The 25,981-nt window shown below is 70.4% G+C and carries 23 protein-coding genes and 1 pseudogene; 15 read left to right on the top strand and 9 right to left on the bottom strand.

Annotation, left to right across the window (positions count from 1 at the left end):
- Positions 1-3: 3 nt before the first annotated feature.
- Together G3I71_RS18995 and G3I71_RS18990 are read right to left on the bottom strand one after the other, a co-directional pair.
- Positions 4-945: an intradiol ring-cleavage dioxygenase gene (locus G3I71_RS18995; protein WP_203730712.1), complete on the bottom strand. Its 942-nt coding sequence runs from the start codon at positions 943-945 to the stop codon at positions 4-6.
- 135 nt (positions 946-1,080) lie between these two features.
- Complete coding sequence (locus tag G3I71_RS18990) at positions 1,081-1,560, bottom strand: ATP-binding protein (protein ID WP_164315986.1); 480 nt, start codon at positions 1,558-1,560, stop codon at positions 1,081-1,083.
- 251 nt (positions 1,561-1,811) lie between these two features.
- Between G3I71_RS18990 and G3I71_RS18985 the strand changes: the two genes are divergently transcribed.
- The 9 genes from G3I71_RS18985 (at position 1,812) to G3I71_RS18945 (ending at position 12,121) form a co-directional block, all read left to right on the top strand.
- Positions 1,812-2,690: a hypothetical protein gene (locus G3I71_RS18985; RefSeq protein ID WP_164315985.1), complete on the top strand. Its 879-nt coding sequence runs from the start codon at positions 1,812-1,814 to the stop codon at positions 2,688-2,690.
- Positions 2,691-2,894: 204 nt separating this feature from the next.
- On the top strand, positions 2,895-3,635 hold the full coding sequence (locus tag G3I71_RS18980) for a YcnI family protein (protein WP_164315984.1): 741 nt from the start codon (positions 2,895-2,897) through the stop codon (positions 3,633-3,635).
- Positions 3,636-3,755: 120 nt separating this feature from the next.
- Positions 3,756-4,409 (top strand): SCO family protein, encoded by a 654-nt coding sequence (locus G3I71_RS18975; protein WP_164315983.1) that lies wholly within the window; start codon positions 3,756-3,758, stop codon positions 4,407-4,409.
- Between the two features lie 23 nt (positions 4,410-4,432).
- Positions 4,433-4,921, top strand: a complete 489-nt coding sequence (locus G3I71_RS18970) for a copper chaperone PCu(A)C (RefSeq protein WP_164315982.1) — start codon at positions 4,433-4,435, stop codon at positions 4,919-4,921.
- 19 nt (positions 4,922-4,940) lie between these two features.
- The gene (locus G3I71_RS18965) at positions 4,941-6,914 is read left to right on the top strand and encodes a copper resistance protein CopC (RefSeq protein ID WP_164315981.1); all 1,974 of its coding nucleotides are present in this window, start codon (positions 4,941-4,943) and stop codon (positions 6,912-6,914) included.
- Positions 6,915-6,922: 8 nt separating this feature from the next.
- A complete protein-coding gene (gene efeB, locus G3I71_RS18960; RefSeq protein WP_164315980.1) occupies positions 6,923-8,233 on the top strand; it encodes an iron uptake transporter deferrochelatase/peroxidase subunit in 1,311 nt (436 codons plus the stop codon).
- 309 nt (positions 8,234-8,542) lie between these two features.
- Positions 8,543-9,475 (top strand): prephenate dehydratase, encoded by a 933-nt coding sequence (gene pheA / locus G3I71_RS18955; RefSeq protein ID WP_164315979.1) that lies wholly within the window; start codon positions 8,543-8,545, stop codon positions 9,473-9,475.
- Positions 9,476-10,022: 547 nt separating this feature from the next.
- Positions 10,023-11,312 (top strand): serine--tRNA ligase, encoded by a 1,290-nt coding sequence (gene serS / locus G3I71_RS18950; protein WP_164315978.1) that lies wholly within the window; start codon positions 10,023-10,025, stop codon positions 11,310-11,312.
- Entirely contained in the window at positions 11,309-12,121 is an 813-nt protein-coding gene (locus G3I71_RS18945; protein WP_164315977.1) for an HAD family hydrolase, read from the top strand. The genes serS and G3I71_RS18945 overlap by 4 nt, the downstream gene beginning before the upstream one ends.
- Positions 12,122-12,464: 343 nt before the next feature.
- On the opposite strand, the gene G3I71_RS18940 is transcribed toward G3I71_RS18945, so the two are convergent.
- The 5 genes from G3I71_RS18940 to G3I71_RS18920 form a co-directional block, all read right to left on the bottom strand.
- Positions 12,465-12,674: a hypothetical protein gene (locus tag G3I71_RS18940; protein WP_164315976.1), complete on the bottom strand. Its 210-nt coding sequence runs from the start codon at positions 12,672-12,674 to the stop codon at positions 12,465-12,467.
- A gap of 110 nt (positions 12,675-12,784) precedes the next feature.
- Positions 12,785-13,504 carry an ABC transporter permease subunit gene (locus G3I71_RS18935; protein WP_164315975.1) on the bottom strand — a complete coding sequence of 240 codons (720 nt, stop codon included), beginning with the start codon at positions 13,502-13,504 and terminating at the stop codon, positions 12,785-12,787.
- 10 nt (positions 13,505-13,514) lie between these two features.
- On the bottom strand, positions 13,515-14,426 hold the full coding sequence (locus G3I71_RS18930) for an ABC transporter ATP-binding protein (RefSeq protein ID WP_164315974.1): 912 nt from the start codon (positions 14,424-14,426) through the stop codon (positions 13,515-13,517).
- The gene (locus tag G3I71_RS18925) at positions 14,423-15,346 is read right to left on the bottom strand and encodes an ABC transporter permease subunit (RefSeq protein ID WP_164315973.1); all 924 of its coding nucleotides are present in this window, start codon (positions 15,344-15,346) and stop codon (positions 14,423-14,425) included. Before G3I71_RS18925 ends, G3I71_RS18930 begins: the two co-directional genes overlap by 4 nt.
- Positions 15,336-16,322 (bottom strand): ABC transporter ATP-binding protein, encoded by a 987-nt coding sequence (locus G3I71_RS18920; RefSeq protein ID WP_164316030.1) that lies wholly within the window; start codon positions 16,320-16,322, stop codon positions 15,336-15,338. The genes G3I71_RS18925 and G3I71_RS18920 overlap by 11 nt, the downstream gene beginning before the upstream one ends.
- 254 nt (positions 16,323-16,576) lie before the next feature.
- On the opposite strand from G3I71_RS18920, the gene G3I71_RS18915 reads away from it, so the two are divergent.
- The 4 genes from G3I71_RS18915 (at position 16,577) to G3I71_RS18900 (ending at position 20,341) form a co-directional block, all read left to right on the top strand.
- Positions 16,577-17,455, top strand: a complete 879-nt coding sequence (locus tag G3I71_RS18915; protein ID WP_239149213.1) for a M24 family metallopeptidase — start codon at positions 16,577-16,579, stop codon at positions 17,453-17,455.
- Between the two features lie 28 nt (positions 17,456-17,483).
- Positions 17,484-19,238, top strand: coding sequence for an SDR family oxidoreductase (locus G3I71_RS18910; protein WP_164315972.1), 1,755 nt, complete (start codon positions 17,484-17,486; stop codon positions 19,236-19,238).
- Between the two features lie 200 nt (positions 19,239-19,438).
- On the top strand, positions 19,439-19,987 hold the full coding sequence (locus G3I71_RS18905; RefSeq protein ID WP_164315971.1) for an RNA 2'-phosphotransferase: 549 nt from the start codon (positions 19,439-19,441) through the stop codon (positions 19,985-19,987).
- 96 nt (positions 19,988-20,083) lie between these two features.
- On the top strand, positions 20,084-20,341 hold the full coding sequence (locus tag G3I71_RS18900) for an LLM class flavin-dependent oxidoreductase (RefSeq protein ID WP_164315970.1): 258 nt from the start codon (positions 20,084-20,086) through the stop codon (positions 20,339-20,341).
- A gap of 40 nt (positions 20,342-20,381) precedes the next feature.
- Here the strand turns inward: G3I71_RS18900 and G3I71_RS18895 are convergent.
- A pseudogene (locus G3I71_RS18895) lies at positions 20,382-20,784 on the bottom strand (DNA-binding protein).
- Entirely contained in the window at positions 20,781-21,029 is a 249-nt protein-coding gene (locus G3I71_RS18890) for a hypothetical protein (protein ID WP_164315969.1), read from the bottom strand. Before G3I71_RS18890 ends, G3I71_RS18895 begins: the two are co-directional and overlap by 4 nt.
- Before the next feature lie 339 nt (positions 21,030-21,368).
- Between G3I71_RS18890 and G3I71_RS18885 the strand changes: the two genes are divergently transcribed.
- Both G3I71_RS18885 and G3I71_RS18880 read left to right on the top strand, forming a co-directional pair.
- On the top strand, positions 21,369-24,218 hold the full coding sequence (locus G3I71_RS18885; protein WP_164315968.1) for a DEAD/DEAH box helicase: 2,850 nt from the start codon (positions 21,369-21,371) through the stop codon (positions 24,216-24,218).
- Positions 24,215-25,450, top strand: coding sequence for an SWIM zinc finger family protein (locus G3I71_RS18880; protein ID WP_164315967.1), 1,236 nt, complete (start codon positions 24,215-24,217; stop codon positions 25,448-25,450). Before G3I71_RS18885 ends, G3I71_RS18880 begins: the two co-directional genes overlap by 4 nt.
- Positions 25,451-25,981 lie beyond the last annotated feature (531 nt).

The following is a 25,981-nucleotide window of genomic DNA, read 5'->3' as shown; positions in this document are numbered from 1 at the left end:
AGCCTACGAGGAAGCCGAGGCGGATGGGGAGGCGCTGTCGGTCGGTGCGTCCGTCGGCGGCTCACCGCTCGGGGGCGTACCGCCGCCTCCGCCGCCGCTGCCCGCGCCGGTGTTCTCGGCGTCCGGGTCGATACCCAGGGTGATGAAGCCCTTGTAGCCCTTGGAGACGTCCTTCTTGTGGACCGGCTTCAGGGTGAGCAGACCGCTGGAGGAGCCGCCGCCGTCGTACACCATGTCGTTGTCGAGGGTGGTGTAGCTGCCGGAGTGCTTCGAGTAGGGCTCCAGGGCGAAGATGCCCTCGGCCGCGTCGTCGGGGAAGAACAGCTGGCCGGTGTAGTTGACCGTGCCGCCCTCGTAGGTGCCGTCCTCCTTCTGGCCGCCGGTGTGGACCTTGAGGTGGATGTGGCAGGTGCGCGGGGTGTACCAGCCGGGGAAGATCGTCTCGAACTTGACGACCCCGTTGGCGTTGGCGACCTGGTAGCCGCGCAGGTACGTGTTGTCGTTGGCCGTGGAGCCGTCCTCGCTCTCGGCGGGGGCCGAGCCGCCGGGGTTGGCGGTGGTGTAGCCGGAGTAGTAGCCCCAGGCGTCGCAGTGCCAGATCTCCACGGCCGCGCCGGCGACCGGGGCGCAGGACTCGGTGGTGTCCTGGACGGTGATGCGCAGGGTCAGCGGGACACCGGACTTGCCCTCGGTGATGTCCTTTCTCACCAGTGCGTTGTCCAGGTAGTACGGCCCCTCGGTCACGCTCGACATGAGCACGCAGGCGCCGCTGCTCTCGCTCGCCGTGGCGGACGCCGTGGCGTCGGCGGTGGCGGTGCTCGTCGCCTCGTCGGCGAAGGCCGACTGGTAGCCCGCGACCACGAGCCCGCCGGCGGCGACCGTGCCTCCGGTCACCGCGAGAGCGCGGCGCCGGCTGATCGATGTGTCCTTGTGGTTTCCCGTCATGACCAGAAAATTAGGGACGGGGTCCGTCAGGAACATGGGTGTGGACTGAGAGCCGCCTGTGAAGCTTGAGAAACCTGAAGTCGGCGCCATCGTGACGCACGGGTCACCGCTGCGGACCGACCGCTCCCGGTGCTGTCACACCGCCATCAGCGGCGCGCCCTTCTGCCACTTGAGGATCTTGTCGAAGCTGACCACCGCACCACCCCGGCCCGGCTTGTTGCCGATGGTGACGTGATCGGCGAGTTCCTCGATCAGCGACAGACCCCGGCCGCTCTCCGCGTCGTACGAGACGGCGGCCATGGGCGCCGGTCGGCGTGGAGCCTCCGGGGCCGCCGGGCTCGCCGGGAAACCGGGCCCCGAGTCGGTGACCTCGATGCGGCACTTCTCCCCGTCGAGGTACGCGGTGACGCGATAGGCCCCGCGGGAGTCGTCGCCGTGCCCGGTGTCCCCGCCGTGCTCGACGGCGTTCGCACAGGCCTCGCTGAGCGCGACGGAGAGGTCGAAACAGATGTCCGGGTCGACACCCGCCGTCTCCATGGTGCCCAGCAGCAGGCGCCGGGCGAGCGGAACGCTCGCGGCCTCACGCCGAAGATGGAGTGACCACCAGATGCTCATGCTCCAGCCTCCAGGCCGCGGCTCGACATACCTGTACGTATTGCCGCCAGTGGCGGTGTGTAAGCACGCAGTTGACGTGATGCCGCCCATACGGGGGATGCGTCTCGGGCTTCAATCGGTGTATGTAGTGCATCAACCGACAGAAGCGATCTTCCGGTTGTACACGGTTTTACCTGGCGGTAGCCGACCGCACTCCACCTTGTGGACCTGCCGTAAGGGTGGCGTGGGGCCAGTGCGATGATGAGCCCGCCATGACTGCCCGCCGACGGCGCACAGCGCCCTCCGGAAGCGCCTTCCGGATGCTGAGGGCCGCGGTGTTCTCCGCGGTCTGTGTCGTGCTGGCCGGGGCCGGTCACACCCTCGCCTCCTGCGCCTCCGTTCCGCTGTGGACCCTGGGCGCCGGTTTCCTCGGGGTTCTCGCGTGCGCGGCACCGCTCGCCGGACGGACCCGATCACTGCCGGGCATCGTCACCCTGCTGGCCGTCGGCCAGACCGTCCTGCACACCCTGTTCGGGCTGGGGCAGCACACCGCGTCGTCGGCGGTGGCCTCCACGGCGGCCACGACAACCGCGACGGACACAGCCCTGGTCGCCCGGGCCGCCCGGCTGCTGTGCGGTGCGCCGCTCGCGGCGATCAGCCCGGCCCAGGCCCAGCGGATCCTCGCCGACGCGCGGATCGGTACGGGCGTTACGGGTGCGGGCACCGGTAGCGGTAGCGCTACCGGCATGGACATGGGGTCCATGAACCACACGGCGGACGCCCTCGCGTCCGGCGGGTCCGTCGCCTCCCTCGCCTCCCTCGTCTCCCTCCTGCCGACGCTGCCCATGCTGCTCGGCCACCTCCTCGCGGCCGTCGCCACCGGCTGGCTGCTGCGCCGCGGGGACCTGGCTCTGCTGCGGCTGATGCGGCTGTCGGCGCACGGGGTGGCCGAGGCGGCACTCGTACGATCCCTGCGCGGGGCGCTCGCGCTGGCGCGCGCACTCCTCACGGGCCTTCCGGGTACGCCCGGTACGGCGCCGCACGCACCGCGCGCGTGGACCCTCGTACCCCTCGGGCCGTCCGCCACCGAGCTCCAGCACACGGTGATCCGGCGCGGTCCGCCGGCCGCCCCGCTCGTGCTCGCCGCCTGACACGACGCGACCGCTCCCCATCGGGTACCCAGGGTCTTCGGATCCGAGGGTCCGAGTCCGAGGAAGGGCCGCCGTCGTGCGGCACGCGCGTGTGTGCGTCGTTTCGCACACGCGTCCCCCTTCCGCCTGCTCTTCGTCTCCGATCTGTCGGATCCTCTCCGGCCTGTCGGGTCGGACCTCACTCGAAGTGGAGCGCCTTCCGTCATGAAGGTTTCCCGTATCGCCGCCACCGGCGTCCTCGCCGGTGCCACCGTCCTCGTCCTGTCCGGCCCCGCCTTCGCGCACGTCAGCGTGTCGGCCGAGGGCACCGCCGCCAAGGGCGGCTACGCGACCGTCAACTTCAAGGTGCCGAACGAGCGCGACGACGCCTCGACCACCAAGCTCGAGGTCAGCTTCCCGACCGACCACCCGCTCGCCTCGGTGATGCCCGAGGCGATCCCCGGGTGGACCGCCAAGGTCACCAAGGCGACGTTGGCCAAGCCCCTCGAAATGCACGGCGAGAAGATCACCGAGGCCGTCTCCAAGGTCACCTGGACCGCCGACGACGGCAAGGGCATCCGGGCCGGCTTCTTCCAGAAGTTCCCGCTGTCCCTCGGCCAGCTGCCCGAGGACACCGACGAACTCGTCTTCAAGGCGCTCCAGACGTACTCCAACAAGGAGGTCGTCCGCTGGATCGAGGTCCAGAAGGACGGCGCCGAGGAGCCCGACAACCCCGCTCCGGTGCTCGCCCTGTCCGCCGCCACCGAGGACCACCACGGCGGCTCGGCGGCATCCACGGCCTCCGCGGAGCCCGCCGAGCAGGCCGCCGCGAAGACCACGACCACCGTCGCCGAGGCCGCCGACAGCAGCGACACCACCGCGCGCGTACTCGGCGTCGTGGGCATCGTCGTCGGTGTCGCGGGCGTGGCGTACGGCGTGGCCGGCCGTCGCCGCACCACCGTCTGACACCCGCTCACCTCCGGTGCGCACCGGGGGCGTGCGGTTGTCCCGTACGCCTCCGGTGTCCCGTACACCCCTGGGTGCGCGCCGAACCTTCCACGAACAACACCTTCGGGAACTCTCCTTATGCGCAAGAAGCTGTTCGCCGCGTCCGCCCTGCTCGTCGCGGCCACCCTGACCCTCTCCGCCTGCGGCAGCGGCGACGACTCCAACCAGTCCGTCGCCGATGTCTCCGTCGAGCCCGGCTCGGACAAGGCGGCCACGATCCTCGACCAGCCGTTCGAGAAGCCCGACCTCGTCCTCACCGACACCCAGGGCAAGCCGTACGACTTCCGCGCGGAGACCAAGGGCCGGCCCACGCTCGTCTACTTCGGCTACACCAACTGCCCCGACGTCTGCCCGCTGACGATGAGCAACATCGCCGTCGCCAAGACGAAGCTGTCCAGGGCAGACCAGGACAAGCTCCGCATCGTGTTCGTCACCACCGACCCGAAGCGGGACACCCCGGCCGCGCTGGGCAAGTGGCTCAAGGGCATCGACCCCCAGGTGGTCGGCCTGACCGGCGACTTCGCCACCATCCAGGCGGGCGCCCGCACCCTCGGCATCTCCGTCGAGCCGACGTCGAAGGACAAGAACGGCAAGACGATCTCGATGCACGGGACCCAGGTCATCGCGTTCTCCCCGAAGACCGACGGCGGCTATGTCCTGTACGGCGAGGACGCCACCGTCGACGACTACATCAAGGACCTCCCCAAGATCATCAAGGGGCAGAACCCGTGAGGCCCGCGAGGCCCGCGAGGTTCATGAAGCCCGCGAGGCGGCTGTCCGTCGCGACGGCCGCGGCGCTCGCCGGAGCACTCGTACTCGTCCTCACCGGGTGCGGGAGTTCGGGCTCCGGGTCCGACGACGACAGCGCCGGCGCCGGCCTGTCCGTCGGCTCCGCCTACATGCCGCAGCCCGTCTCGGACTCCATGGCCGCCGGATTCCTCGTCATCACCAACAAGGGCGCCGCCGGTGACGTGCTCACCCGCGTCACCAGTTCTGTCGCGGGCGAGGTGACCGTGCACAAGACCGTCGGGCAGACCATGGAGGAGGCCGAGCGCCTCGACATCCCGGCCCACGGCGAACTCGTCCTGCGGAGCGGCGGCGACCATCTGATGTTCGAGCAGCTCAAGCGCAAGCCGCGAGAGGGCGAGAAGATCTCCGTCCAGCTGCACTTTGCCAAAACCTCGCCGATCACCGTCGAGATGCCGGTGAAGTCCGCGACGTACAACCCGAAGACCGGACACTGAGACCGAGGGAGGGACCACCGTGACACAGACCATCGCCCCGCGCCTGCGGCCCCTGGTGCTGCTGTTCCTCGCGGTCGCCGCCGCGCTGCTCGCCGGGCTGGCCGGCGCCGCGCCGGTCTCCGCACACGCCGCGCTCACCGGCAGCGCCCCGCAGCAGGGTGTGGTGGTCGACAAGGCCCCGACCCAGGTGACGCTGACCTTCTCCGAGAAGGTCGCACTCTCCGACGGCGCGTTCCGCGTGCTCGACCCCAAGGGCAAGCGCGTCGACACCGGCAAGGCGACCGAGCTGAGCGGCACGACGTACGGCGTCCCGCTCCACGCCGGGCTGCCCGACGGCACGTACACCGTCGCCTACCAGGTCGTCTCGGCGGACAGCCACCCCGTCGCCGGCGCCTTCACCTTCTCCATCGGCGCCCCCTCCGTCACCTCCGTCTCGGTCTCCGACCAGACGGCGGGCGGCGGGGTCGTCGGCGCCCTCTACGGCTTCGGCCGGTACGTCTCGTACGCGGGCTTCATCGTCATGGTCGGCGGCGCCGCCTTCGTCCTCGCCTGCTGGCAGCGCGGCTCCGGCGTACGGGCACTGCAACGGCTCGTCGTCTCCGGGTGGCTCGCGATGACCGCGGCCACGCTCGCGCTGCTGCTGATGCGCGGCTCGTACACCGGCTCCGGCAAGGTCGGCGACATCTTCGACCTGGGCCTCCTCACAGACGTCCTCCAGACCAAGACGGGCGCCGCTCTCGTCTCCCGGCTGCTGCTGCTCGCGGCCGGCGCGCTGTTCATCGCGGTCCTCTTCGGGGCGTACGCCAGGCCCGAGACGGAGTCCACAGAGGATCACGAGGACGGGGAAGAGGGGGAAGAGCTGGACGACAGTTCCGCGCGGCGCGACCTCACCTTCGGGCTCGGCATCGGCGGCGGTGTCGTGGCGATCGGCCTGGCCGCCACCTGGGCGCTGGCCGAACACGCCTCGACCGGCCTCCAGCCCGACATCGCGATGCCCGTCGACGTGCTCCATCTGATCGCCGTCGCCGTCTGGCTCGGCGGGCTCTCGGCGCTCCTGGTCGCACTGTTCCGGGCGCCCGCGGACGCCCCGATCGAGGGTTCGGCCGTACGCCGCTTCTCGCGCGTCGCCTTCGGCAGTGTGCTGGCGCTGGTCGCGACCGGCATCTACCAGTCCTGGCGCCAGCTCGGCTCCTGGTCGGCGCTCACCGACACCTCGTACGGACAACTGCTGCTCGTCAAGATCGGCCTGGTGGTCGTCCTCGTCGGCATCGCCTTCATTTCGCGCCGCTGGACCGCCCAGTTGCCGGAGACCGCCCCGGCCGAGGCGGCGGCGGACGAGGATACGGAGAGCGCTGAGGAACCGGTCGCCGCAGCCGCCAAGGGCGGGGGCGCCAAGCGGGCCGCCCAGCTCGACCGGCAGCGGGCCGCCGTCGACACCGCGCGGCTGAAGCGGCTGCGCAACGCCGACCCCCTGCGCTCGGGGCTGCGCCGCTCGGTGCTCGCCGAGGCGGGCGTCGCCGTCGTCCTGCTCGCCGTCACGACCGTGCTGACGTCCACCGAGCCGGGCCGTACGGAGGAGGAGGCCAAGGCCGCCACCTCGGCGTCGTCCTCCTCGTCTCCTTCCTCCTCGGACGCGGACTCCGACGGGACGGGCGCGCTGACCCTGGACATGCCCTTCGACACCGGCGGCCAGGACGGCAAGGGCCTCGTGCGGCTCGACATCAACCCCGCCCGCGTCGGCGGCAACGTCATGCACGTGTACGTGGAACGGACCAACGGCAGGGCGTTCGACGTGCCCGAGGTGAAGGTCGCCTTCACTCTCACCGCCAAGAAGATCGGGCCGCTGACCGTGAACCCGGACCGCGTCGCCACCGGACACTGGACGGCGAACGAGATCCAGATCCCCATGGCCGGCGACTGGAAGATCGCCGTGACCGTGCGGACCTCCGACATCGACCAAGTGACCGTCGACAAGAACGCGCAGATCGGCTGAATCGCACCATGGCTGACCAGTCCACCAAGGAAGACAAGAAGGCGAACGCCGTGGGAAGTGCCCAGGAGAACGGCGAACAGGGGATCTCGCGTCGGCGGCTGCTCGGCACCGCCGGCGCCACCGGGCTCGTGCTCGGTGCGGCGGGCGGAGCCACCGGCTATGCCGTCGGTTCCTCCGAAGGCGACTCCGGCTCCGGCGCCTCCGGCCAGTCCCCGGCGCTCACTTCGGTGGGCGCGGACATGGCAATGTTTCACGGGAAACATCAGCCGGGCATCACCGAGGGCCTCCAGGCCAGCGGCCACCTCGTCGCCTTCGACCTGGCCGCAGGCGCCGGCCGCACCGAGGCCGCCGCGCTGCTGCGCCGCTGGTCCGACACCGCCCAGCGGCTCATGGCGGGCGAGGGCGCCGCGCACGACGACACGGATGTCGCCCGGGACGCGGGCCCTTCGTCCCTGACGGTCACCTTCGGCTTCGGATACGGCTTCTTCGCCCGCACCGGCCTGGAGAAGCAGCGCCCGGCGGCGCTCGATCCGCTGCCCGAGTTCTCCTCCGACCACCTCGACAAGGCCCGCAGCAACGGCGATCTGTGGGTGCAGATCGGCGCCAACGACGCCCTTGTCGCCTTTCACGCCCTGCGCGCGATCCAGAAGGACGCGGGCAGCGCGGCCCGGGTCCGCTGGCAGATGAACGGCTTCAACCGGTCGCCGGGCGCCACCGGCCGGCCGATGACCGCCCGCAACCTGATGGGCCAGATGGACGGCACCCGCAACCCGAAGCCGTCCGAGGCCGACTTCGACAAGCGCATCTTCGTGCCCTCCTCCGGCGAACCGTCCTGGATGGCGAACGGCTCCTATGCCGTCGTACGCCGTATCCGCATGCTTCTCGACGACTGGGAGCAGCTGTCGGTCAAGCAGCAGGAGGACGTCGTCGGGCGGAAGAAGTCGAACGGGGCGCCGCTCAGCGGCGGTTTTGAGACGACCGCGATGGACCTGGAGAAGGTCGACGCCAACGGCGATCTGGTGGTCCCCATCAACGCGCACTCCCGGATCACCCGCCCCGACGAGAACGGGGGCGCTGCCATCCTGCGGCGCCCGTTCTCCTTCCACGACGGGATCGGCGCGGACGGGACGCCCGACGCGGGGCTCCTCTTCGTCTGCTGGCAGGCCGACCCGCTGCGCGGTTTCGTCCCCGTCCAGCGCAAGCTCGACCGGGGCGACGCGCTGTCCACGTTCATCCGGCACGAGTCGAGCGGACTGTTCGCCGTGCCGGGCGGGGCGGGCGAGGGCGAGTACGTGGGGCAGCAGCTGCTGGAGGGGTGACGCGGCCGGTTCCCAGCCGGTGTCCGGGTCCACAGCACACCGGCTGGGCCCCTGTCACCCCTCGTGGCGGTGGGGTCGGGAAGCGCGCACCGGGTTCGGCAAGGGCCTGTCCGGCGGATCAGGTCGGGGGAAAGCAGCGGCGCCTTATCGGCACACGTGAGCGGGGCTTGGTGCGTGCAGCTGCAAGGCGGAGGAGGGCGTCAACGCGGAGCGTTGGCAACCGACGACAACGCCGCAGATGGGCGTGCCAAGCCCCGCGTCCCTGGCGTGAGCCGCCGGACAGGCCCTGGGGGCCATTAGGGTGAGGTCATGCCAGCCAGCTACGCGTATCTCGGCCCCGAGGGCACCTTCACCGAAGTTGCCCTGCGCACGCTTCCGGAGTCGGCCACCCGAGAGCTGATCCCGATGGTGTCCGTGCCGGCCACGCTCGACGCGGTGCGCAGCGGTGAGGTCGAGGCCGCGTTCGTGCCGATCGAGAACTCCGTCGAGGGCGGTATCACCACCACGCTCGACGAGCTGGTCGCGGGCTCCCCGCTGATGATCTACCGCGAGGTGCTGCTGTCGATCACCTTCGCGCTGCTGGTCAGACCGGGCACCAAGCTGTCGGAGATCAAGACCGTCACCGCCCATCCGGCCGCGCAGTCGCAGATCCGCAACTGGATGAAGGTCAACCTCCCGGACGTGGTCTGGGAGTCGTCCGCCTCGAACGCGGACGGTGCCCGGCTGGTGCAGGAGGGCCGGTACGACGCCGCCTTCGCGGGTGAGTTCGCCGCCGCCCGGTACGGCCTCACCGCGCTGGAGACCGGCATCCACGACGCGGAGAACGCGCAGACGCGGTTCGTCCTGGTGGGCAGGCCCGCCCGGCCCGCCGCGCCGACCGGCGCCGACAAGACGTCCGTCGTCATCTGGCAGCGCGACGACCACCCCGGTGGACTGCGTGATCTGCTGGGCGAGTTCGCGGTGCGGGGCGTCAACCTGATGCTGCTCCAGTCCCGGCCGACCGGACAGGGCATCGGCAACTACTGCTTCGCCATTGACGCCGAGGGCCACATTTCCGACCGGAAGGTCGCCGAGGCCCTGATGGGGCTCAGGCGGATCTGTCTCAAGGTGCGGTACCTGGGTTCGTACCCGCGTGCGGACATCGGCGTGGAGGACGTGCGCGCTCCCCTGCCGGGGACGTCCGACGAGGAGTTCGTGACGGCCGCCGACTGGGTGGCTCGTTGCCAGGACGGCCGCTTCTAGCCGGTCCTTCGGCCCTTCAGGCCGGTCCTACCAGCCGATTTCCGTTATCCACAGAAGTTATCCACAGGCTGGCTTCTCGACCTGGGGACAAGTCGACAACGGAACACCGGTCTGTCGACAAATCTCCCTACAGGCCGTCGACTCGTCCACAGCCCGGCATGCCACCCTTCGTCCACTCGTTTCCCTGGCGTAACTCCCCGGGGTTACGCATTTCCACTCGAAAGTGGGCGTTAGGGTGGTTTGCTTCGGGAATTGGCCATCCCGCGGACACCTTTCGAAATGATCACTTCAGTAATCCACAGATCTTTCGCACAGCCTGTGGATAACTTTTCCCGGGTGTGGATTACTGTGGACGACCCCGCCCCAAGTCCCCTTCACCGCAAGGGATTCGAGTCAACCAGGCACTGCCGCCCGACTCGTTCAGGGAAGCCGACCGCCTTCCTTTGACGCCACTCGGATACATCAACATTTCGGGCAAATGGCTACACAAGGTGCGTATGGAAATACCGAGTAGTGAGCGCCGACCCGGCACCGGTAGCCTTGGAGGGTGATTGACCTTCGCCTGCTCCGTGAGGACCCCGACCGTGTGCGCGCTTCGCAGCGCGCCCGTGGAGAGGACGTCGCGCTCGTCGACGCTCTCCTGTCCGCCGACGAGCGGCGCAGGTCGTCCGGCGCCCGTTTCGACGAGCTGCGTTCCGAGCAGAAAGCGCTCGGCAAGCTGATCCCCAGGGCCTCGGGCGACGAGAAGGCCGAGCTGCTGGCGAAGGCCGGACAGCTCGCCGCCGGCGTCAAGGCGGCCGACGCCGAGCAGCACGAGGCGGACGAGGAGGCCAAGAAGCTTCTCGTCCAGCTCGGCAACCTGGTCCACCCGGACGTCCCCGTAGGCGGCGAGGAGGACTTCGTCGTCCTGGAGACGCACGGCACGATCCGCGACTTCGGCGCCGAGGGCTTCGAGCCCAAGGACCACCTGGAGCTGGGCGAGGCGCTGGGCGCCATCGACGTCGAGCGCGGCGCCAAGGTGTCCGGCTCGCGCTTCTACTACCTCACCGGTGTCGGCGCGCTCCTTGAGCTCGCCCTCGTCAACGCGGCGATCGCGCAGGCCACGGAGGCCGGCTTCATCCCGATGCTGACCCCGGCGCTGGTCCGCCCGCGCGCGATGGAGGGCACCGGCTTCCTCGGCCAGGCCGCGGAGAACGTGTACCACCTGGAGAAGGACGACTACTACCTGGTCGGCACCTCCGAGGTCCCCCTCGCCGCGTACCACATGGACGAGATCCTCGACGCCGACAAGCTGCCGCTGCGCTACGCCGGCTTCTCGCCGTGCTTCCGCCGCGAGGCCGGCACCTACGGCAAGGACACCCGGGGCATCTTCCGCGTACACCAGTTCGACAAGGTCGAGATGTTCTCGTACGTCAACCCCGAGGACGCGGAGAACGAGCACCAGCGTCTCCTGAACTGGGAGAAGCAGTGGCTGACCGCCCTCGAACTGCCCTTCCAGGTCATCGACGTGGCCTCGGGCGACCTGGGCGCCTCCGCCTCGCGCAAGTTCGACTGCGAGGCGTGGATCCCGACCCAGGGCAAGTACCGCGAGCTGACCTCGGCCTCCAACTGCGACAGCTTCCAGGCCCGGCGCCTGTCCGTGCGGATGCGCGACACCAGCGACGGCAAGAACAAGGTGCAGCCGCTCTCGACGCTGAACGGCACGCTGTGCGCCGTACCGCGCACGATCGTGGCGATCCTGGAGAACCACCAGCTGGCCGACGGCTCGGTGCGCGTACCCGAGATGCTGCGCCCGTACCTGGGCGGCCGGGAGCTGCTGGAGCCGGTCGCCAAGTGACCGACGCCGCTGGGTCGTTCCCGTACCGGCTCGTCGCGACCGATCTCGACGGAACGCTCCTGCGCTCCGACGACTCGGTCTCGGCGCGCACCCGTGAGGCACTCGCCGCGGCCACCGCGGCGGGCGCCGCGCACATCGTCGTCACCGGCCGGGGCGTGCGCTGGACGCGCCACGTCCTCGACGAACTGGGCTACGAGGGACTCGCGGTCTGCGGCCAGGGCGCACAGGTGTACGACGTCGGGGCGCATCGTCTGCTGACGTCGATCACCCTGGACCGGCAGCTGGCCTCGCTCGCGCTGGCGAAGATCGAGGCGGAGGTCGGGCCGCTGTTCCTGGCGGCGAGCCGGGCGGGCCTCGACGGCGAGGTGCTGATCGGGCCGGGCTACGAGAGCGTGGGCTCGTTGCCCTTCGTGCCGGTCACGGAAGCGTCGGACCTCTGGACCGAGCCGCTGGGCAAGATCTACATCCAGCATCCGACCCTGTCCACCGACGAGCTCACCGAGGTCGCCGCCCGGACCGCGGGCGGCTTCGTCACGGTCACCATGGCCGGCGAGGGGATCGTCGAACTCCTCCCCCTGGGCCTGTCCAAGGCGAAGGGGCTGTCCCTGGCGGCCCGTCGGCTGGGCCTGAGGTCCGCGGACACGATCGCCTTCGGCGACATGCCCAACGACATCCCGATGTTGACCTGGGCGGCACACGGCGTGGCGATGGCGGGCGCCCACGCCGAACTGCGTGCGGTGGCGGACGAGGTGACGTCGTCGAACGACGAGGACGGCATCGCGGTGGTGCTGGAGCGGTTGCTGGCGTAGGCCCCTGCGGGGGCTGGGGGGTCTGGGAGGGCGGCCCGCGCGGAGTGAATCGCGCGCTCGAAGTGGCCGCCCCGGGCAGCTCCCCCCGCTTGGCGGGCCCTCCGGAGGTAGTGACTGCTCCGGAGCCCGCCGCGGGCTTGCCCTGAAGGAAGCCGCGCGAACCGCCGTGCATCGGCGTCGCCCGGCTCCGCTCCCAGTACCCGACACCAGCCACCGGATCTACGACATCAGACCTCTGACATCGGACAGATCTGGCGTACTGGACACAACTACTGTGCCTGTACGCCGCGTTCGATGCCACCGAATAAAACTGGTGAGCGGGCTCCGGGGCCGACCGGGCGCTCTACTTGCGGCGCCACCTGCGACGACGTGACTTGCTGAAGAACCAGCCCGCCGGGGGCTCGTCCGACCTCCAGGGCTGCGGCTCGGGTGCCTCGGCGCGCCATCTCGCCGCGAGCATCCGGGCGCGGGCGGACGGTTCGGCGGTTCCGGCGGAGCGTATGAAGTCCTCGTCGAGGACCAACTCGTCCCAGATGTCCCTGTCCCCTGCCATCCCCGTCCTCCTCGCCCCGCGGCCCCGTTTGTCCAGTGTGCCCGGACGCGCGTGAAGTCCCTGTCAGAAATCCCTGTCAGGAGACCGCGCGCATCCGGGCCCGCTACCGCCTACTCCTCGCCGGTCGGTGTCAGCGTGCGCAGCTTCTGGCCGGCGTACCAGGTGGCGAGGACGGTGACCGCGATCAGCAGGACCGTCGCCGTGGTCAGGCCGACGTCCGAGGTGATCAGCTCACCGCCGGTGACCTTGTGGCCGACGGCGAGGGCCCACTGCTGGACGCTCAGTGTGCGCGCCCCGGGCACCAGGGAGCCGAACAGGGCCTCCCAGACCAGGGCGTAGACGAGCCCGAAGACCACGGCGTGCCGGGACACCGTGCCGAGCAGCAGGAAGAGCGCGGCGTAGGCGATGGAGGCGACCAGCGCGGCGACCGTGTAGGAGACGGCGACCTGCTGGCCGTTGCCGTTGAGGATGAGGCCGGCGATGAACGTCGGCACCGCCGAGAACGCCATGGTGACGCCGATCGCGACGATCAGCTTGGTGTAGATGATCTTGGATCGCTTGAGCGGCTTGGAGAGCAGGTAGACGACGGAGCCGTCGTCGATCTCCGGCCCGATGGCGCCGGTGCCCGCGATGACGCCGATGAGCGGCACCATCGTGGCGAGCGCGAGGCCGCCCAGCACGTCCGCCGCCGTCTGGTCGTCGGCGCCGACGAGGCCGCGTACGGCGACGGCGATCACGATGAGCAGCAGGGGCAGCGCACCGAGGATGAGCGCCCGGCGGCGGCCGAGCAGGGCCCGGTAGGTGAGCCGGGCGACTGTGGGGTCGTACATTTTCGGCCTCCTACGCGGCGACGAGATACGAGAACACGGATTCGAGGGACTCGTCGGACGGCGAGACCGTGAGCAGCCGGATGCCGTGATCCCTGGCAACGCGGGGCAGCAGGGCGGTGAAGCGGCCGAAGTCGACGGCCTGGATGCGCAACGCGCCCTCCGCGAGGTCCACCTCGATGCCGGAGGTCGACGGGTCGGCGATCAGCGCGGCGGCCAGGGCCCGGTCGTCGCTGGAGCGGACGAGGTAGCGGTGCGGGCGGTCGGTCATCAGACGGCGGATCCGGCGGAAGTCACCGCTGGCCGCGTGCCGTCCGGCGACGACGACCTCGATGTGGGCCGCCAGCTGCTCGACCTCTTCGAGGATGTGCGAGGAGAACAGGACCGTGCGGCCCTCGGCGCCCATGCGGCGCAGCAGGTCCATGAGCTGCATGCGCTGGCGCGGGTCCATGCCGTTGAAGGGCTCGTCGAGCAGGAGGAGCGACGGGTCGTGGACGAGCGCGCTCGCCATCTTCACGCGCTGGCGCATGCCCTTGGAGTACGTGGAGATCTTGCGGTCCTGCGCGTACTCCATCTCGACCGTGGCGAGCGCCCGCTGTGCCGCCTTGGCGCCGAGGCCGTGCAACTCGGCGTTGGCGACCACGAATTCCTTGCCGGTGAGGAAGTCGTACATCGCCTCTCGCTCGGGGACGATGCCGATGTGCTTGTAGATCTGCTCGTTGCGCCACACGGGCTGTCCGTCGAGGGTGACGGTGCCGGTGGAGGGGGGCAGGAAGCCGCCCATCATGTTGATGAGGGTGGACTTCCCGGCGCCGTTGGGGCCGAGGAGGCCGGTGACGCCGGGGCCGATCGTCATGGTGATGTCGTTGACCGCCACCACGTTGCCGAACCAGCGCGAGACGTGGTCGATGTTGAGCGTGGTCACAGTCCGACCTTTCGGTAGCGGCGCAGCAGAAGGCCGTAGCAGCCGGCGATGAGACCCAGGACGGCGAGCAGGAAGACCACGCCTTCGCCGGTGCTGGGGCCCACCCCTCCGGGGTAGGCGGACGTGGCACCCAGGAAGGCCGTCTGCACCCCGTCGATGAGCGTGATGGGCGAGAAGAGGCCGATCCAGGAGACGACGCTCGAACTGCCCTGCCCGTCTCCCATGGTCTGCGCGTCGGCGATGGCCTGGAGCGTGGACACCGCCCCGTAGGAGATGGTCAGTACGGCGATGACCGCCGCGATACCGAAGCCCCGGCGCGGGGTGACCGCCGAGATGACGAGGCCGATACCGGCGAACAGCAGCGAGAGCAGTGCCACGGAGACGAGCCCCTGGAGGAAACCCTTGGTCTGGTCGGTGAAGTCGAGCTTGGCCAGCAGGGCGCCCGCGTAGAGCACGATCAGCGGCACCGCGGTGATGAGGAACAGGGCCGAGGCCAGCGCCGCGAACTTCGCCCGGACGTAGTCCGCGGTCTCGATCGGGCGCGAGAAGTACAGGGGTACGGTCTTGAAGCGCAGGTCGCGGGAGACGGCCTGGGGTGCCTGCGAGGCGACGTACAGGCCGATGACCGCCTGCATGATGATCGCGTAGTTCGTGTACTCGACGGGCAGTTTGGTGGCCTTGGTGGCGACCGCGACCGCCACCATGATGGCCGCCGGGACGCACATCACCGCGAAGAGCACCATCGGCAGCACCTTGGACTTGACCGAGCGGCCGAGGCCGTAGGAGCCGCGCAGGGACTGCGAGTAGAGCGAGCGCCGGGCGTACGCACGGCCCAGGCGCTGGCCGTCGTACGAGCGGTAGCCGATGTTGTGGATGCGGGACTGGGCGCCCGTCTGTGCCGGGGTCTGCTCAACCGCCATGGCCGACCGCCTCCTTGCCCAAGCTCTGCGGCACGTCGCCGCGTTGTTCGTCGCTGTCGGTGAAGACCTCGGAGATGTGGTGCCTGCGCTGTTCCATGCGCACCAGACCGAGGCCGAGGTCGGCGACCGTGTCCCGCACGAGGTCGTAGGTGTCCTCGCCCTGGGCGGTGAGCAGCAGGATGTGTCCGGCGCCGGGCAGGCCGCTGCCGTCGTGGGTGTCGACCCCACGCGCGTGGAGCGCGTCGCGCACCGCGGCGGTGCCGTCCGGGTGGTCGTCGGTGTCGGTCACCTCGATGGCGAGGATGGCCGTGGACTGGGTGAAGTCCGTGGTGGAGCTGGACCGCAGGAGCTTCCCGCCGTCGACGACCACCACGTGGTCGCAGGTCCGCTCCAGCTCGCCGAGGAGGTGGGACGTGACCAGCACCGAGATGCCGAAGTCGGTGTAGATGCGGCGGATCAGGCCGAGCATCTCGTCGCGGCCGACCGGGTCGAGGCCGTTGGTCGGCTCGTCCAGGAAGACCAGCTGCGGGTCGTGGACCAGCGCCTGGGCGAGCTTGACGCGCTGCTTCATGCCGGTCGAGTAGCCGCCGATGGGACGGTAGCGCTCCTCGTACAGTCCGACGTGGCGCAGGGTGTCCGCGGTGCGCTCACGGGCGGCGGCAGGCGGGAGCCCGGACATGCGCGCCATGTGCACGACGAACTCGGTGGCCGAGACGTCGGGTGGCAGGCAGTCGTGCTCCGGCATGTAGCCGACGCGCTCACGGATGGCGCCGCCCTCGGTGGCGACGTCGAGTCCGAGCACGGCGGCCCGGCCCTCCGTGGCGGGAGACAGACCCAGCAGGATCTTGATCAGGGTGGATTTGCCGGCGCCATTGGCGCCGACGAGTCCGGTCACACCGGGTCCGATGTCCATGGAGAGCCGGTCGAGCGCGGTGACCCGGGGGAACCGCTTGCTCAGGCTTTCGGTCGCGATCACAGTCACGTCCACGACGTTAGTGGCGCACACCACATCGGTCGTCAACCCGAAGAGCTGTCTCGGCATCCACCTTCAGTCGTACGGGCCCGTAGGGGTCCCCCTCAGGTCGAACAACCGACAGCCGGTTGTCCACATCAGCTCCGTTGTCCACAGACAGGCGTCCGACTGTTGACGCGGGCTCTAACAAGTGTCAGATTCGCGAGGGTCAAGTTACGGGCACGTAGCGCGGTCGATGGGGACGGTGGGCGGCGGCAATGACGACGGCGGAGGCGGACGGACCCACCGGGAGACCGGCTGGGAACCTGATCGGGGAGCCGGCCACGGAACTGGCCGGGTTCAGACGGGTGCAACGGCTGGCGTACGAGTGCGCGGAGGCCGTGGCAGCTCGGCTGGAGCCGGGGATCACCGAGCGCGAGGCGGCCCGGATGCTGCGGGAGTGGCTGCGCGAACGGGGCGTGCGGGACTGGTTCCATCTGCCCTTCGCCTGGTTCGGGGACCGCACGGCGTTCGTGAACTTCCGCATCCCGCTCCAGTTCTTCCCGACCGGCCGCCGGCTGGAGCCGGGGATGCCGTTCATCCTGGACCTGGCCCCGGTCCACCGGGGTTTCGCGGCGGACATCGGCTACTCCGGCTCGCTCGGCGCCAACCCGGTGCAGGACCGGCTGATGGCCGACCTGGAGGCGCACCGCGAGCTGATCCTGCGCGAGGTGCGCGAGCGGCGCCCGCTGCGCGAGATCTACGAGGACGTGGACCGCCTCATGGTCCGCCAGGGCTATGCCAACCGGCATCGCGCGTATCCCTTCGGGGTGATCGCGCACAAGATCGACCGGGTACGCGAACGGCCTTGGTCGCCCCGGCTGTTCGGGTTCGGAACGCAGTCCCTGAAGGGGCTGGCGGGCGACGCGCTGCGCGGCCACCGCGAGGGCTGGTCACCCCTGTGGTCGCCCTACCGCTTCTCCGACCACCCGCCGCAGCCGGGTCTGTGGGCGGTGGAACCGCATCTCGGATTCCGGGGCACGGGGGCGAAGTTCGAGGAGATCCTGGTCGTCACGGACTCCGCGGACCCGCGGGAGAGCGCGTTCTGGCTTGACGACGATCTGCCGCACGTGCGGCGCTGGGCGGAGGCGAAGTGACGATCGTGACCCTTGAGACGGAGGACGAGTGACTCTCGACGGGGCGCGTGAGCGCCGGGTACTGACGGGCGGGATCGACCTGTGTGTCGCCGAGTTGGGGGACCCGGCGGACCCCACGGTGATCCTCGTGCACGGCTATCCGGACACCAAGGAGGTGTGGTCGGAGGTCGCCGCACGGCTCGCCGACCGCTTCCATGTCGTGCTGTACGACGTGCGGGGCCACGGCGGTTCGACAACGCCGCGTCCGCTGCGTGGCGGCTTCACCCTGGAGAAGCTGACGGACGACTTCCTGGCGGTCGCGGACGCGGTCAGCCCGGACCGGCCGGTACATCTGGTGGGGCACGACTGGGGCTCGGTGCAGTCCTGGGAGTTCGTCACCGTCGCGCGCACCGAGGGCCGGATCGCGTCCTTCACCTCGATGTCCGGGCCGTCCCTCGACCACCTCGGCCACTGGACGAAGGGGCGCCTGAGGCGGCCCACTCCGCGCGCGGTCGCCCAACTCCTGGGCCAGGGACGCAGGTCCTGGTACGTGTACGCGCTGCACACGCCCGTGCTGCCCGAACTCGCCTGGCGCGGCCCGCTCGGCAAACGCTGGCCGAAGCTGCTGGCCCGCCTCGAAAAGGTCTCCGGGGACGGCTACCCGACCGCCTCCCTGCCCACGGACGCGGCCAACGGCGCCTGGCTGTACCGGGACAACGTCCGGTCCCGGCTGCGCAGGCCGCGCCCGGACGCGCACGCGCACGCGCCCGTGCAGCTCATCACGCCCCTGGGGGACGCGTTCCTCTCCGAGCGGCTGTACGACGGACTTGAGCGGTGGGCTCCCCGGCTGGTGCGCCGCACGCTCGACGCCAAGCACTGGATCCCGCGCACCCGGCCCGACCAGGTGGCCGCCTGGATCGGGGAGTTCGTGACCGCCAACGAGGGCGGGCGGCTCCCGGCGACGGCAACGGGCGCGTACGCGCAGCGTTTCGGCGGTCGGCTCGTCCTGGTCACCGGGGCGGGCAGCGGCATCGGACGGGCGACGGCCTTCGCGTTCGCCGAGGCGGGCGCCCGCGTGGTGGCCGTCGACCGGGACGCCGAAAGCGCCGTCCGCACAGCCGAGTTGGCGCGCCTTGTCGGCGCCCCCGAAGCCTGGGCGGAGCCTGTCGACGTCACGGACGAGCAGGCGATGGAGAAGCTCGCCGAGAAGGTCGCCACCGAGTACGGCGTGGTGGACGTGCTGGTGAACAACGCGGGGATCGGGCTCTCCGGGTCCTTCTTCGACACGACCCCGGAGGACTGGAAGAAGGTCCTGGACGTCAACTTGTGGGGCGTGATCCACGGTTGCCGGCTCTTCGGGAAGCAGATGGCCGAGCGCGGACAGGGCGGCCACATCGTGAACATCGCGTCCGCAGCCGCCTACCAGCCCTCCAAGGTGCTGGCCGCGTACAGCACTTCGAAGGCCGCGGTGCTGATGCTCAGCGAGTGTCTGCGTGCCGAGCTGGCGGGCCAGGGCATCGGCGTCTCGGCGATCTGCCCCGGGATCGTCAACACGAACATCACAACGACCGCGCGCTTCGCGGGAGTCGACGCCGAGGAACAGGCCCGCCGGCAGAAGCGTACGGCGCGGCTGTACGGGTTGCGCAACTACCCGCCGGAGAAGGTGGCGTCGGCGATCCTGCGCGCGGTGGTACGCAACGAGGCGGTCGCACCGGTGACGCCGGAGGCCCGGGGAGCACATCTCATGTCCCGTTTCCTGCCGAGTGCGTTGAGGACCCTGGCGCGGATGGACCCGCCCTTGTGACCGGTAACCCCAAACGGCAATAAATCTAACCAAGTTGACCAAAAGCCTTAAACTACTGGCTGGTTGTCCACAGTTTCTTCAATTCCCCTGTGGATAACCGCACTTGGCTGTGGATCAAACCTCCGCACCAAAATCAAATGCGTGATCACCGTCTCGCCCGGCACCCTTACGGGACGACCGAGAAAGAGATGGATGAAGAGATGGATGAAAGACGCACCGTGAAGGTGTCGAAGTACCTGTCGAAGCATCTGCGGCACCAGCCGGAACGGATCGGGCTCGCGCTCGACGAGGCCGGCTGGGTCGAGATCGACACCCTGATCACCGCTGCCACGGCCCACGGCTTCCGGTTCACCCGGGACGAGCTGGACCACGTGGTCGCCGCCAACGACAAGAAGCGCTTCGCGATCGACGGAACCCGCATCCGCGCCAGCCAGGGCCACAGCGTCGAGGTCGACCTCGGGCTGCCCCCGGCGACCCCGCCGCCGTACCTCTACCACGGCACGGTCGACCGCTTCCTGGACGCGATCCGCGCCGAGGGCCTTCGGCCCATGAACCGGCACGCCGTACACCTCTCGGCCGACCGTGAGACCGCGACCCGGGTCGGCGCCCGCCGAGGGCGACCCGTCGTGCTCCCGGTCGACTCGGCCGCCATGCACCGCGACGGCCACATCTTCCACGTCAGCGCGAACGGCGTGTGGCTCACTGAGGTCGTACCGCCGCGCTACCTGCGGTTCTCCGGCCCGCACTGACATCGCAGGGCACTGACACCGAACGGCACTGACCCATGCACTGACCGCCCGGTGACTGTTTCACGTGAAACATGAACGGCGCCCAGGCTCTGGAGCATGAGTCTGCACCTGAGCACCGTGATCCTGCCGTACCGCCGTTGGCACGAGGGTGGCCGTTCGACCTGGCAGCGCGCGGAGCAGCTCGGGTTCCACACCGCGTTCACGTACGACCACCTGTCCTGGCGCACCTTCCGGGACGGCCCGTGGTTCGGTGCCGTGCCCACGCTCACGGCCGCCGCCGTCACCGACACCGACCGGCTGCGCCTGGGCACCCTGGTGACGTCGGTCAAGGCTTTTTCACCTATCGCGTCCTGACCTGCCAGATTCCCCTTGGTCGGGGAGCGCGGTTGCCCGCTCAGATGCCGATGAGCCGGACGCGGTCGCCGCACAACCGGGCCATGTCGTCGATGTCCGAGGTCAGCATCGCCACCGGGCCCGGCTGACGCAGCGCCACCTCGGCGACGGTCGCGTCGATCGCGTACTTGTGGCCGTGCAGACCAGCGGCCTCGAGGAGTTCCGCGGACGCTTTCGCCGCGTCTTCGGTCACCGGCTCGACCTTGACGCGGGACAGCACCCACCGCAGCCGGGGCATGTCAACCCGCGCATGGCTGACTTCCACGATGGTGTCGGCTCCGATGACGAGGTCGGCGCCCATGGCATGGAACACCTGGAACATCACGAGAATTTTGCGGTCCTGTGCGATCCAGGCGGAGAGCCCCCGTCCGCGCCAGGACGACGGTCTCGACGTGCTCGTTCACGCAGCGCTCACCGACCCGTCCGCGCCCGTCGCCCCGAAGATCCTGGAACACGCCTCCGCCAGCTCCTCCTCGGCGAACTCCCCGTGCTCCTCCTCGTGACGCAGCAGGTCGGCGCCGAGCAACTGGTGCCGCAGCTGCCGAGCCACCGCCTGGGCCACATGACCGGAGACGTTGTCGGTGAGCTTCCTCAGTTCGGCGACCTGCTCGGTCGGCAGCGTCACCGTGATCCGTGTCGTATCCGCCATGGCCCGAACATACTGCGATATGCGCCCCCTGATCGTCCCACTCGACCCACGTCGGCAGGCGGCGCAGGGTACCCACTGCGGGCAAGACCGAGGCCGTGCCCGCCGAAAGAGGACCACCACCGTGGTCCGGGTTTGAACGCGATCGTGCCCGGCCGCCATGATGGGCTTGCCCGACGTCGGCAAGCGGCCGATCAGCGCGCGGCGCCACGTCGGACAGGGCCCGAGCGTGTCGGGTGGTGTGCGGGGCGCGGTGAGGGCCGCCTGGAATCGATGGGGCGAAAGAGCGTGGCACGGGTCGTCGTACGAGAACCACACACGGGCACGAGAGTCGCGCCGCCGATGGCCTCGCCGGAGGCAACCGCCTTCGCAAGGGCCCTGCTCGACGGCGGCTGGGCGGCGGTGTTCCTGCCCGGGGAGCCCGCCCGCCTCGGACGGCTGCTGCTGTGGCAGCCCGTGGGGGCAGCAGCCGACGGCGGCGTGGCGCCCGCGGGCATCGGGACCGAGTCTGTGGAGCTGGTGCTGCCGCACGGCCGGTCGGTCCGACGGCGCAGAGTGGAGGGGTATGCGCTGCCCGTCGCTCTCGCCGTGTCCGCCCTGGCCGGGGCACAGCCGCCGCATCCGTCCGCCACAGCCTGGCAGGCAGCCGCCCGTTTCGCGCTGCGACTGCTCGCCGACGGCCGTGTCCATCCGGCCCTCACCCCCGCCGGCTACGACACCTGGCAGGCCGGCCCCTTCACCGCCGCCCAGCGCCGGACGCTGGACGCCCTCGCCGCCGCCTTCCCGCCCCACGCACACTGCCTGCCCGAGCCCGGACCGGCCCCGCTGCGGATCGCCGAACCGGCCGCGCTGGTACGCCAGTTCTGCGACGCGATCGCCGACGATCTGGTCCGTACCCCGGCCGCGCCGCTCGCCATGGGTGCGGTGCCGTACGCCTGGCGCGAGACGCGTGCCGTACCCGCCCTGCGCGAGTGGGCCGAGGAGACCACCGCCGCGCTCACCGCCGAGGTCGGTGTGTCGCTGCGCGTCGACCTGCCCGAGGGGCGCCGTCGGCAGTTCCGGGCAGTCCTGCAGTTGCACACCGCGGCGGATCCGGCGCTCGTCGTCGACGCCGCACGGCTGTGGAACGAGCCGGCCGAGGTGGAGCGGTTGCTCGGCCCGCGCGCCGAGACCGAGACGCTGCTCGCGCTGCGCCGCGGCGCCCGCGCATGGCCCCCACTCCAGCGGCTGCTGAAGGACGCCGCCCCCGACGAGCTCCGGCTGACCGACGACGAGGCCTTCGACCTGCTGGGGGACGCAACCGACGCGCTGCGCACGGCCGGTGTCGACGTGCACTGGCCGCGCGAGCTGGTCAAGGCGCTCACCGCGACCGCGGAGATCGGGCAGCGCACCGCCCCCGGCTCCAGCGCGGGCAGCCTCCTCGACGCCGACGCTCTTCTCGACTTCCACTGGCAGATCTCACTCGGCGGCGAACCGCTCACCGAGGCCGAGATGGACGCCCTCACCGAATCCCGCCGCCCCCTCGTCCGGCTGCGGGACCAGTGGGTGGTCGCCGACCCGAAACTGGTCGCCCGCGCCAGGCGCCGCCGAATGGAACCGCTCACCCCCATGGAGGCGCTGAGCGCCGCGCTGACCGGCGAGGTGGAACGGGACGGCGACCCGATCCCCTGCGAGGCGGTCGGCCAGTTCGGCGACCTCGTCGCCCGTATCCGCGATCCTGAATCCCGTATCCCCGCCCCGCAGCCCGCCGCGCTCGAAGCCACCTTGCGCGACTACCAGAAGCGGGGCCTCGCCTGGCTGGCCGAGATGTGTGAACTCGGCCTCGGCGGCTGCCTCGCCGACGACATGGGCCTGGGCAAGACCATCACCCTGCTCGCCCTGCATCTGCACCGCCAGACCGACCCCGCCACCGCGGGCCCCACGCTCGTCGTCTGCCCAGCCTCCCTGCTCGGCAACTGGCAGCGCGAGGCGGCCCGGTTCGCACCGTCCACCCCCGTACGCCGCTACCACGGCGGCGACCGCCACCTGGACAACCTGGCCGGCGACGAGATCGTCCTGGTCACCTACGGGGTGCTGCGTCGCGACCGCGAAGTCCTCGCCGAGACCGCCTGGTCGCTGGTCGCCGCCGACGAGGCCCAGCACGTCAAGAACCCTTACGCCGTCACCGCCCGCGAACTGCGTGCCCTGCCCGCCCGCGCCCGCGTCGCCCTCACCGGCACCCCCGTGGAGAACAACCTCTCCGAACTGTGGGCGCTGCTCGACTGGACCACCCCCGGACTCCTCGGCCCGCTGACCGCCTTCCGCGACCGGTACGCCCGCCCCATCGAGGCCGGCGAGGACCCCGAGGCCGCCGAGCGCCTGTCCCGTCTCGTCCGTCCCTTCCTGCTGCGCCGCAGAAAGTCCGACCCGGGGATCGCACCCGAGCTGCCGCCCAAGACCGAGACCGACCGCGTCGTCTCGCTGACGGCCGAACAGACCAGCCTGTACGAGGCGGTGGTCCGCGAGACCATGGCGAGGATCGCGGAGTCCGAGGGCATCGCCCGCCGCGGCCTGGTGCTCAAACTGCTCACCGCGCTGAAGCAGATCTGCAACCACCCGGCCCAGTATTTGAAAGAACACGGCTTGAAGGAGCACGGTCTGCGTCGGTCCACACCGTTGCGAGGCCGCTCAGGCAAGCTCGAACTGCTCGACGAACTGCTCGACACCATCACCGCCGAGGGTGAGTCGGTGCTGGTCTTCACCCAGTACAAGCAGATGGCGACCCTTCTGGAGAAACATCTCGCCGAGCGCGGCATCCCCACCCTCTTCCTGCACGGCGGCACCCCCGTCGCACGGCGCGAGGAGATGGTGGAACGCTTCCAGCGCGGTGAAGTACCGGTGTTCCTGCTGTCGTTGAAGGCGGCGGGCACCGGCCTCAACCTCACCCGCGCCACCCACGTCGTGCACTACGACCGCTGGTGGAACCCGGCCGTCGAGGACCAGGCCACCGACCGCGCCTACCGCATCGGCCAGGACAGGCCTGTCCAGGTGCACAAGCTCATCGCCGAGGGCACCGTGGAGGACAAGGTGGCGAAGCTCCTGGAATCCAAGCGCGCGCTCGCCGACTCCGTCGTCGGCTCCGGCGAGGCCGCCCTCACCGAACTGTCCGACGCCGACCTCGCCGAACTCGTCTCCCTGGGGAGGCAGTCATGAACTCCTCGCTCCCCGGCCCGCGCCGCGCACCCGCCCGTGGCAGACGCGCCTTCGCCGCCACCTGGTGGGGCCAGGCATGGGTGACGGCCCTGGAGGACTCCACCCTGGACTCCGGACGTCTGTCCCGCGGACGCACCTACGCCCGCCAGGGCAAGGTCGGTACGACCACCGTCGCCCCGGGCCAGGTCAAAGCCGCGGTCCAGGGCAGCCGCCCGCGCCCGTATCGCGCCTCGGTCCACCTGCCCATCCTCACCGACACCCAGTGGGACACCCTCCTCGACACCGTCGCGGCCCGAGCCGGGCATCTCGCCGCGCTCCTCGACGGCGAGATGCCCGCCGAACTCGTCGACGACGCCCGCCAGGCAGGCGTCCCCCTCCTCCCGCTGCCCACCGAACTCGACCCTGACTGCTCCTGCCCCGACTGGGGACACCCCTGCAAGCACGCCGCCGCGCTCTGCTACGCCATCGCCACCACCATCGACGCCGACCCGTTCGTCCTCTTCGCGCTGCGCGGCCGTGGTCGCGAGGAGGTCCTCACCCAACTGCGCGCACGCCGTACAGCCACACAGGAGACCGCGAGTCCCCCGGCCCCGGACGGCATCCCCGCCGCAGCCGCGTACACCCGCTGGGCCGATCACGCCCCCCATCTGCCCGAACCCCCCGAGCCGTCCGCCCACACCATCACGCTCCCCGTCACTCCGCCGTTCGGCAGTGGGCTGGCCACCACGGACCTGGAGCGGCTCATGACCGACGCTGCCGCCCGCGCCGCGCGACTCCTCGCGGGTGACACCACCGACCTGCACCTGACCCCGCACCAGGACGCGGTACGGATCGCCGCGAGCAGTCACGGGCCCGAGTGGTTCCACCGCCTGACCGTGAACACAGGCACCAAACCGGACGCGTTCGCCCGCCTCACCCGCGCCTGGCGCCACGGCGGTCCCACCGGCCTCACCGTCGCCGAACACCCCCACACCCCCGACCCGGTGACGATGAAGGCCGCCCGGACCGGCCTGACCGGCGCCCTCACCGAGATGACCACGGCCCCCGTCCCCCTCAGGACCTGGCGCAACCGCCTCACCCTCACCGACCACGGCATCCAGCTGCGCCTGGGCCCCGACTCCCACTGGTACCCCTACTCCCAGGACGACGACGGCGAGTGGTGGCCGGCGGCACCGGCGAACACCGACCCGGTCACGGCCCTCACCTCTGTCTGGCAGCGGACGGCAACGTAACGTCGGCGATGGTGCCCGTGGCATCGACCCCTACAGATACGGTGGGGAGCCACCGAGGACCGGCAGACCTGCGGGCCAGTTCTTCGAGCTGGCGAACGGGGCCCCGTTTCACCGAACAGCCGGGCCATGCCACCGACTTCGGACACCGATGTGGCCACCGTGCCCGGCCACCGCAGTGTCATCTCGGTGACCGCCGCGTCGATCGCCGTACGTTCACGACGCCCCGGATGACACCTGGGCGGATGTCGACGACCTGCGCGCCAAGGCGCCTGGGTTGGCGAGAACGGGTCGGATCCCGGTGCACCACCGCCCGCCTCTCGGCAAGGGATCTGACGACGGATTGTCCGGGCGGGAGTCCGGAGACGTCGGCGATCGCGGCAAACGGCTTCTGCGGCAACCGCACTTCGGGCATGATCCGATGGGACATGCCCGTCGGCAGTACACCCGCGCGCCGGAGTTCGCGGAGCGGTACGGGGCGGCACCGGTACGACTCAGGGGGTACACGTGGTGGCGCTGGACGGCCCAAGCCTG

It is taken from the genome of Streptomyces sp. SID12501 (genome assembly GCF_010550245.1).
Classification (GTDB): domain Bacteria; phylum Actinomycetota; class Actinomycetes; order Streptomycetales; family Streptomycetaceae; genus Streptomyces.
The sequence above is the reverse complement of the archived record's forward strand: the minus strand, read 5'-3'. Positions and strand labels throughout refer to the sequence as shown.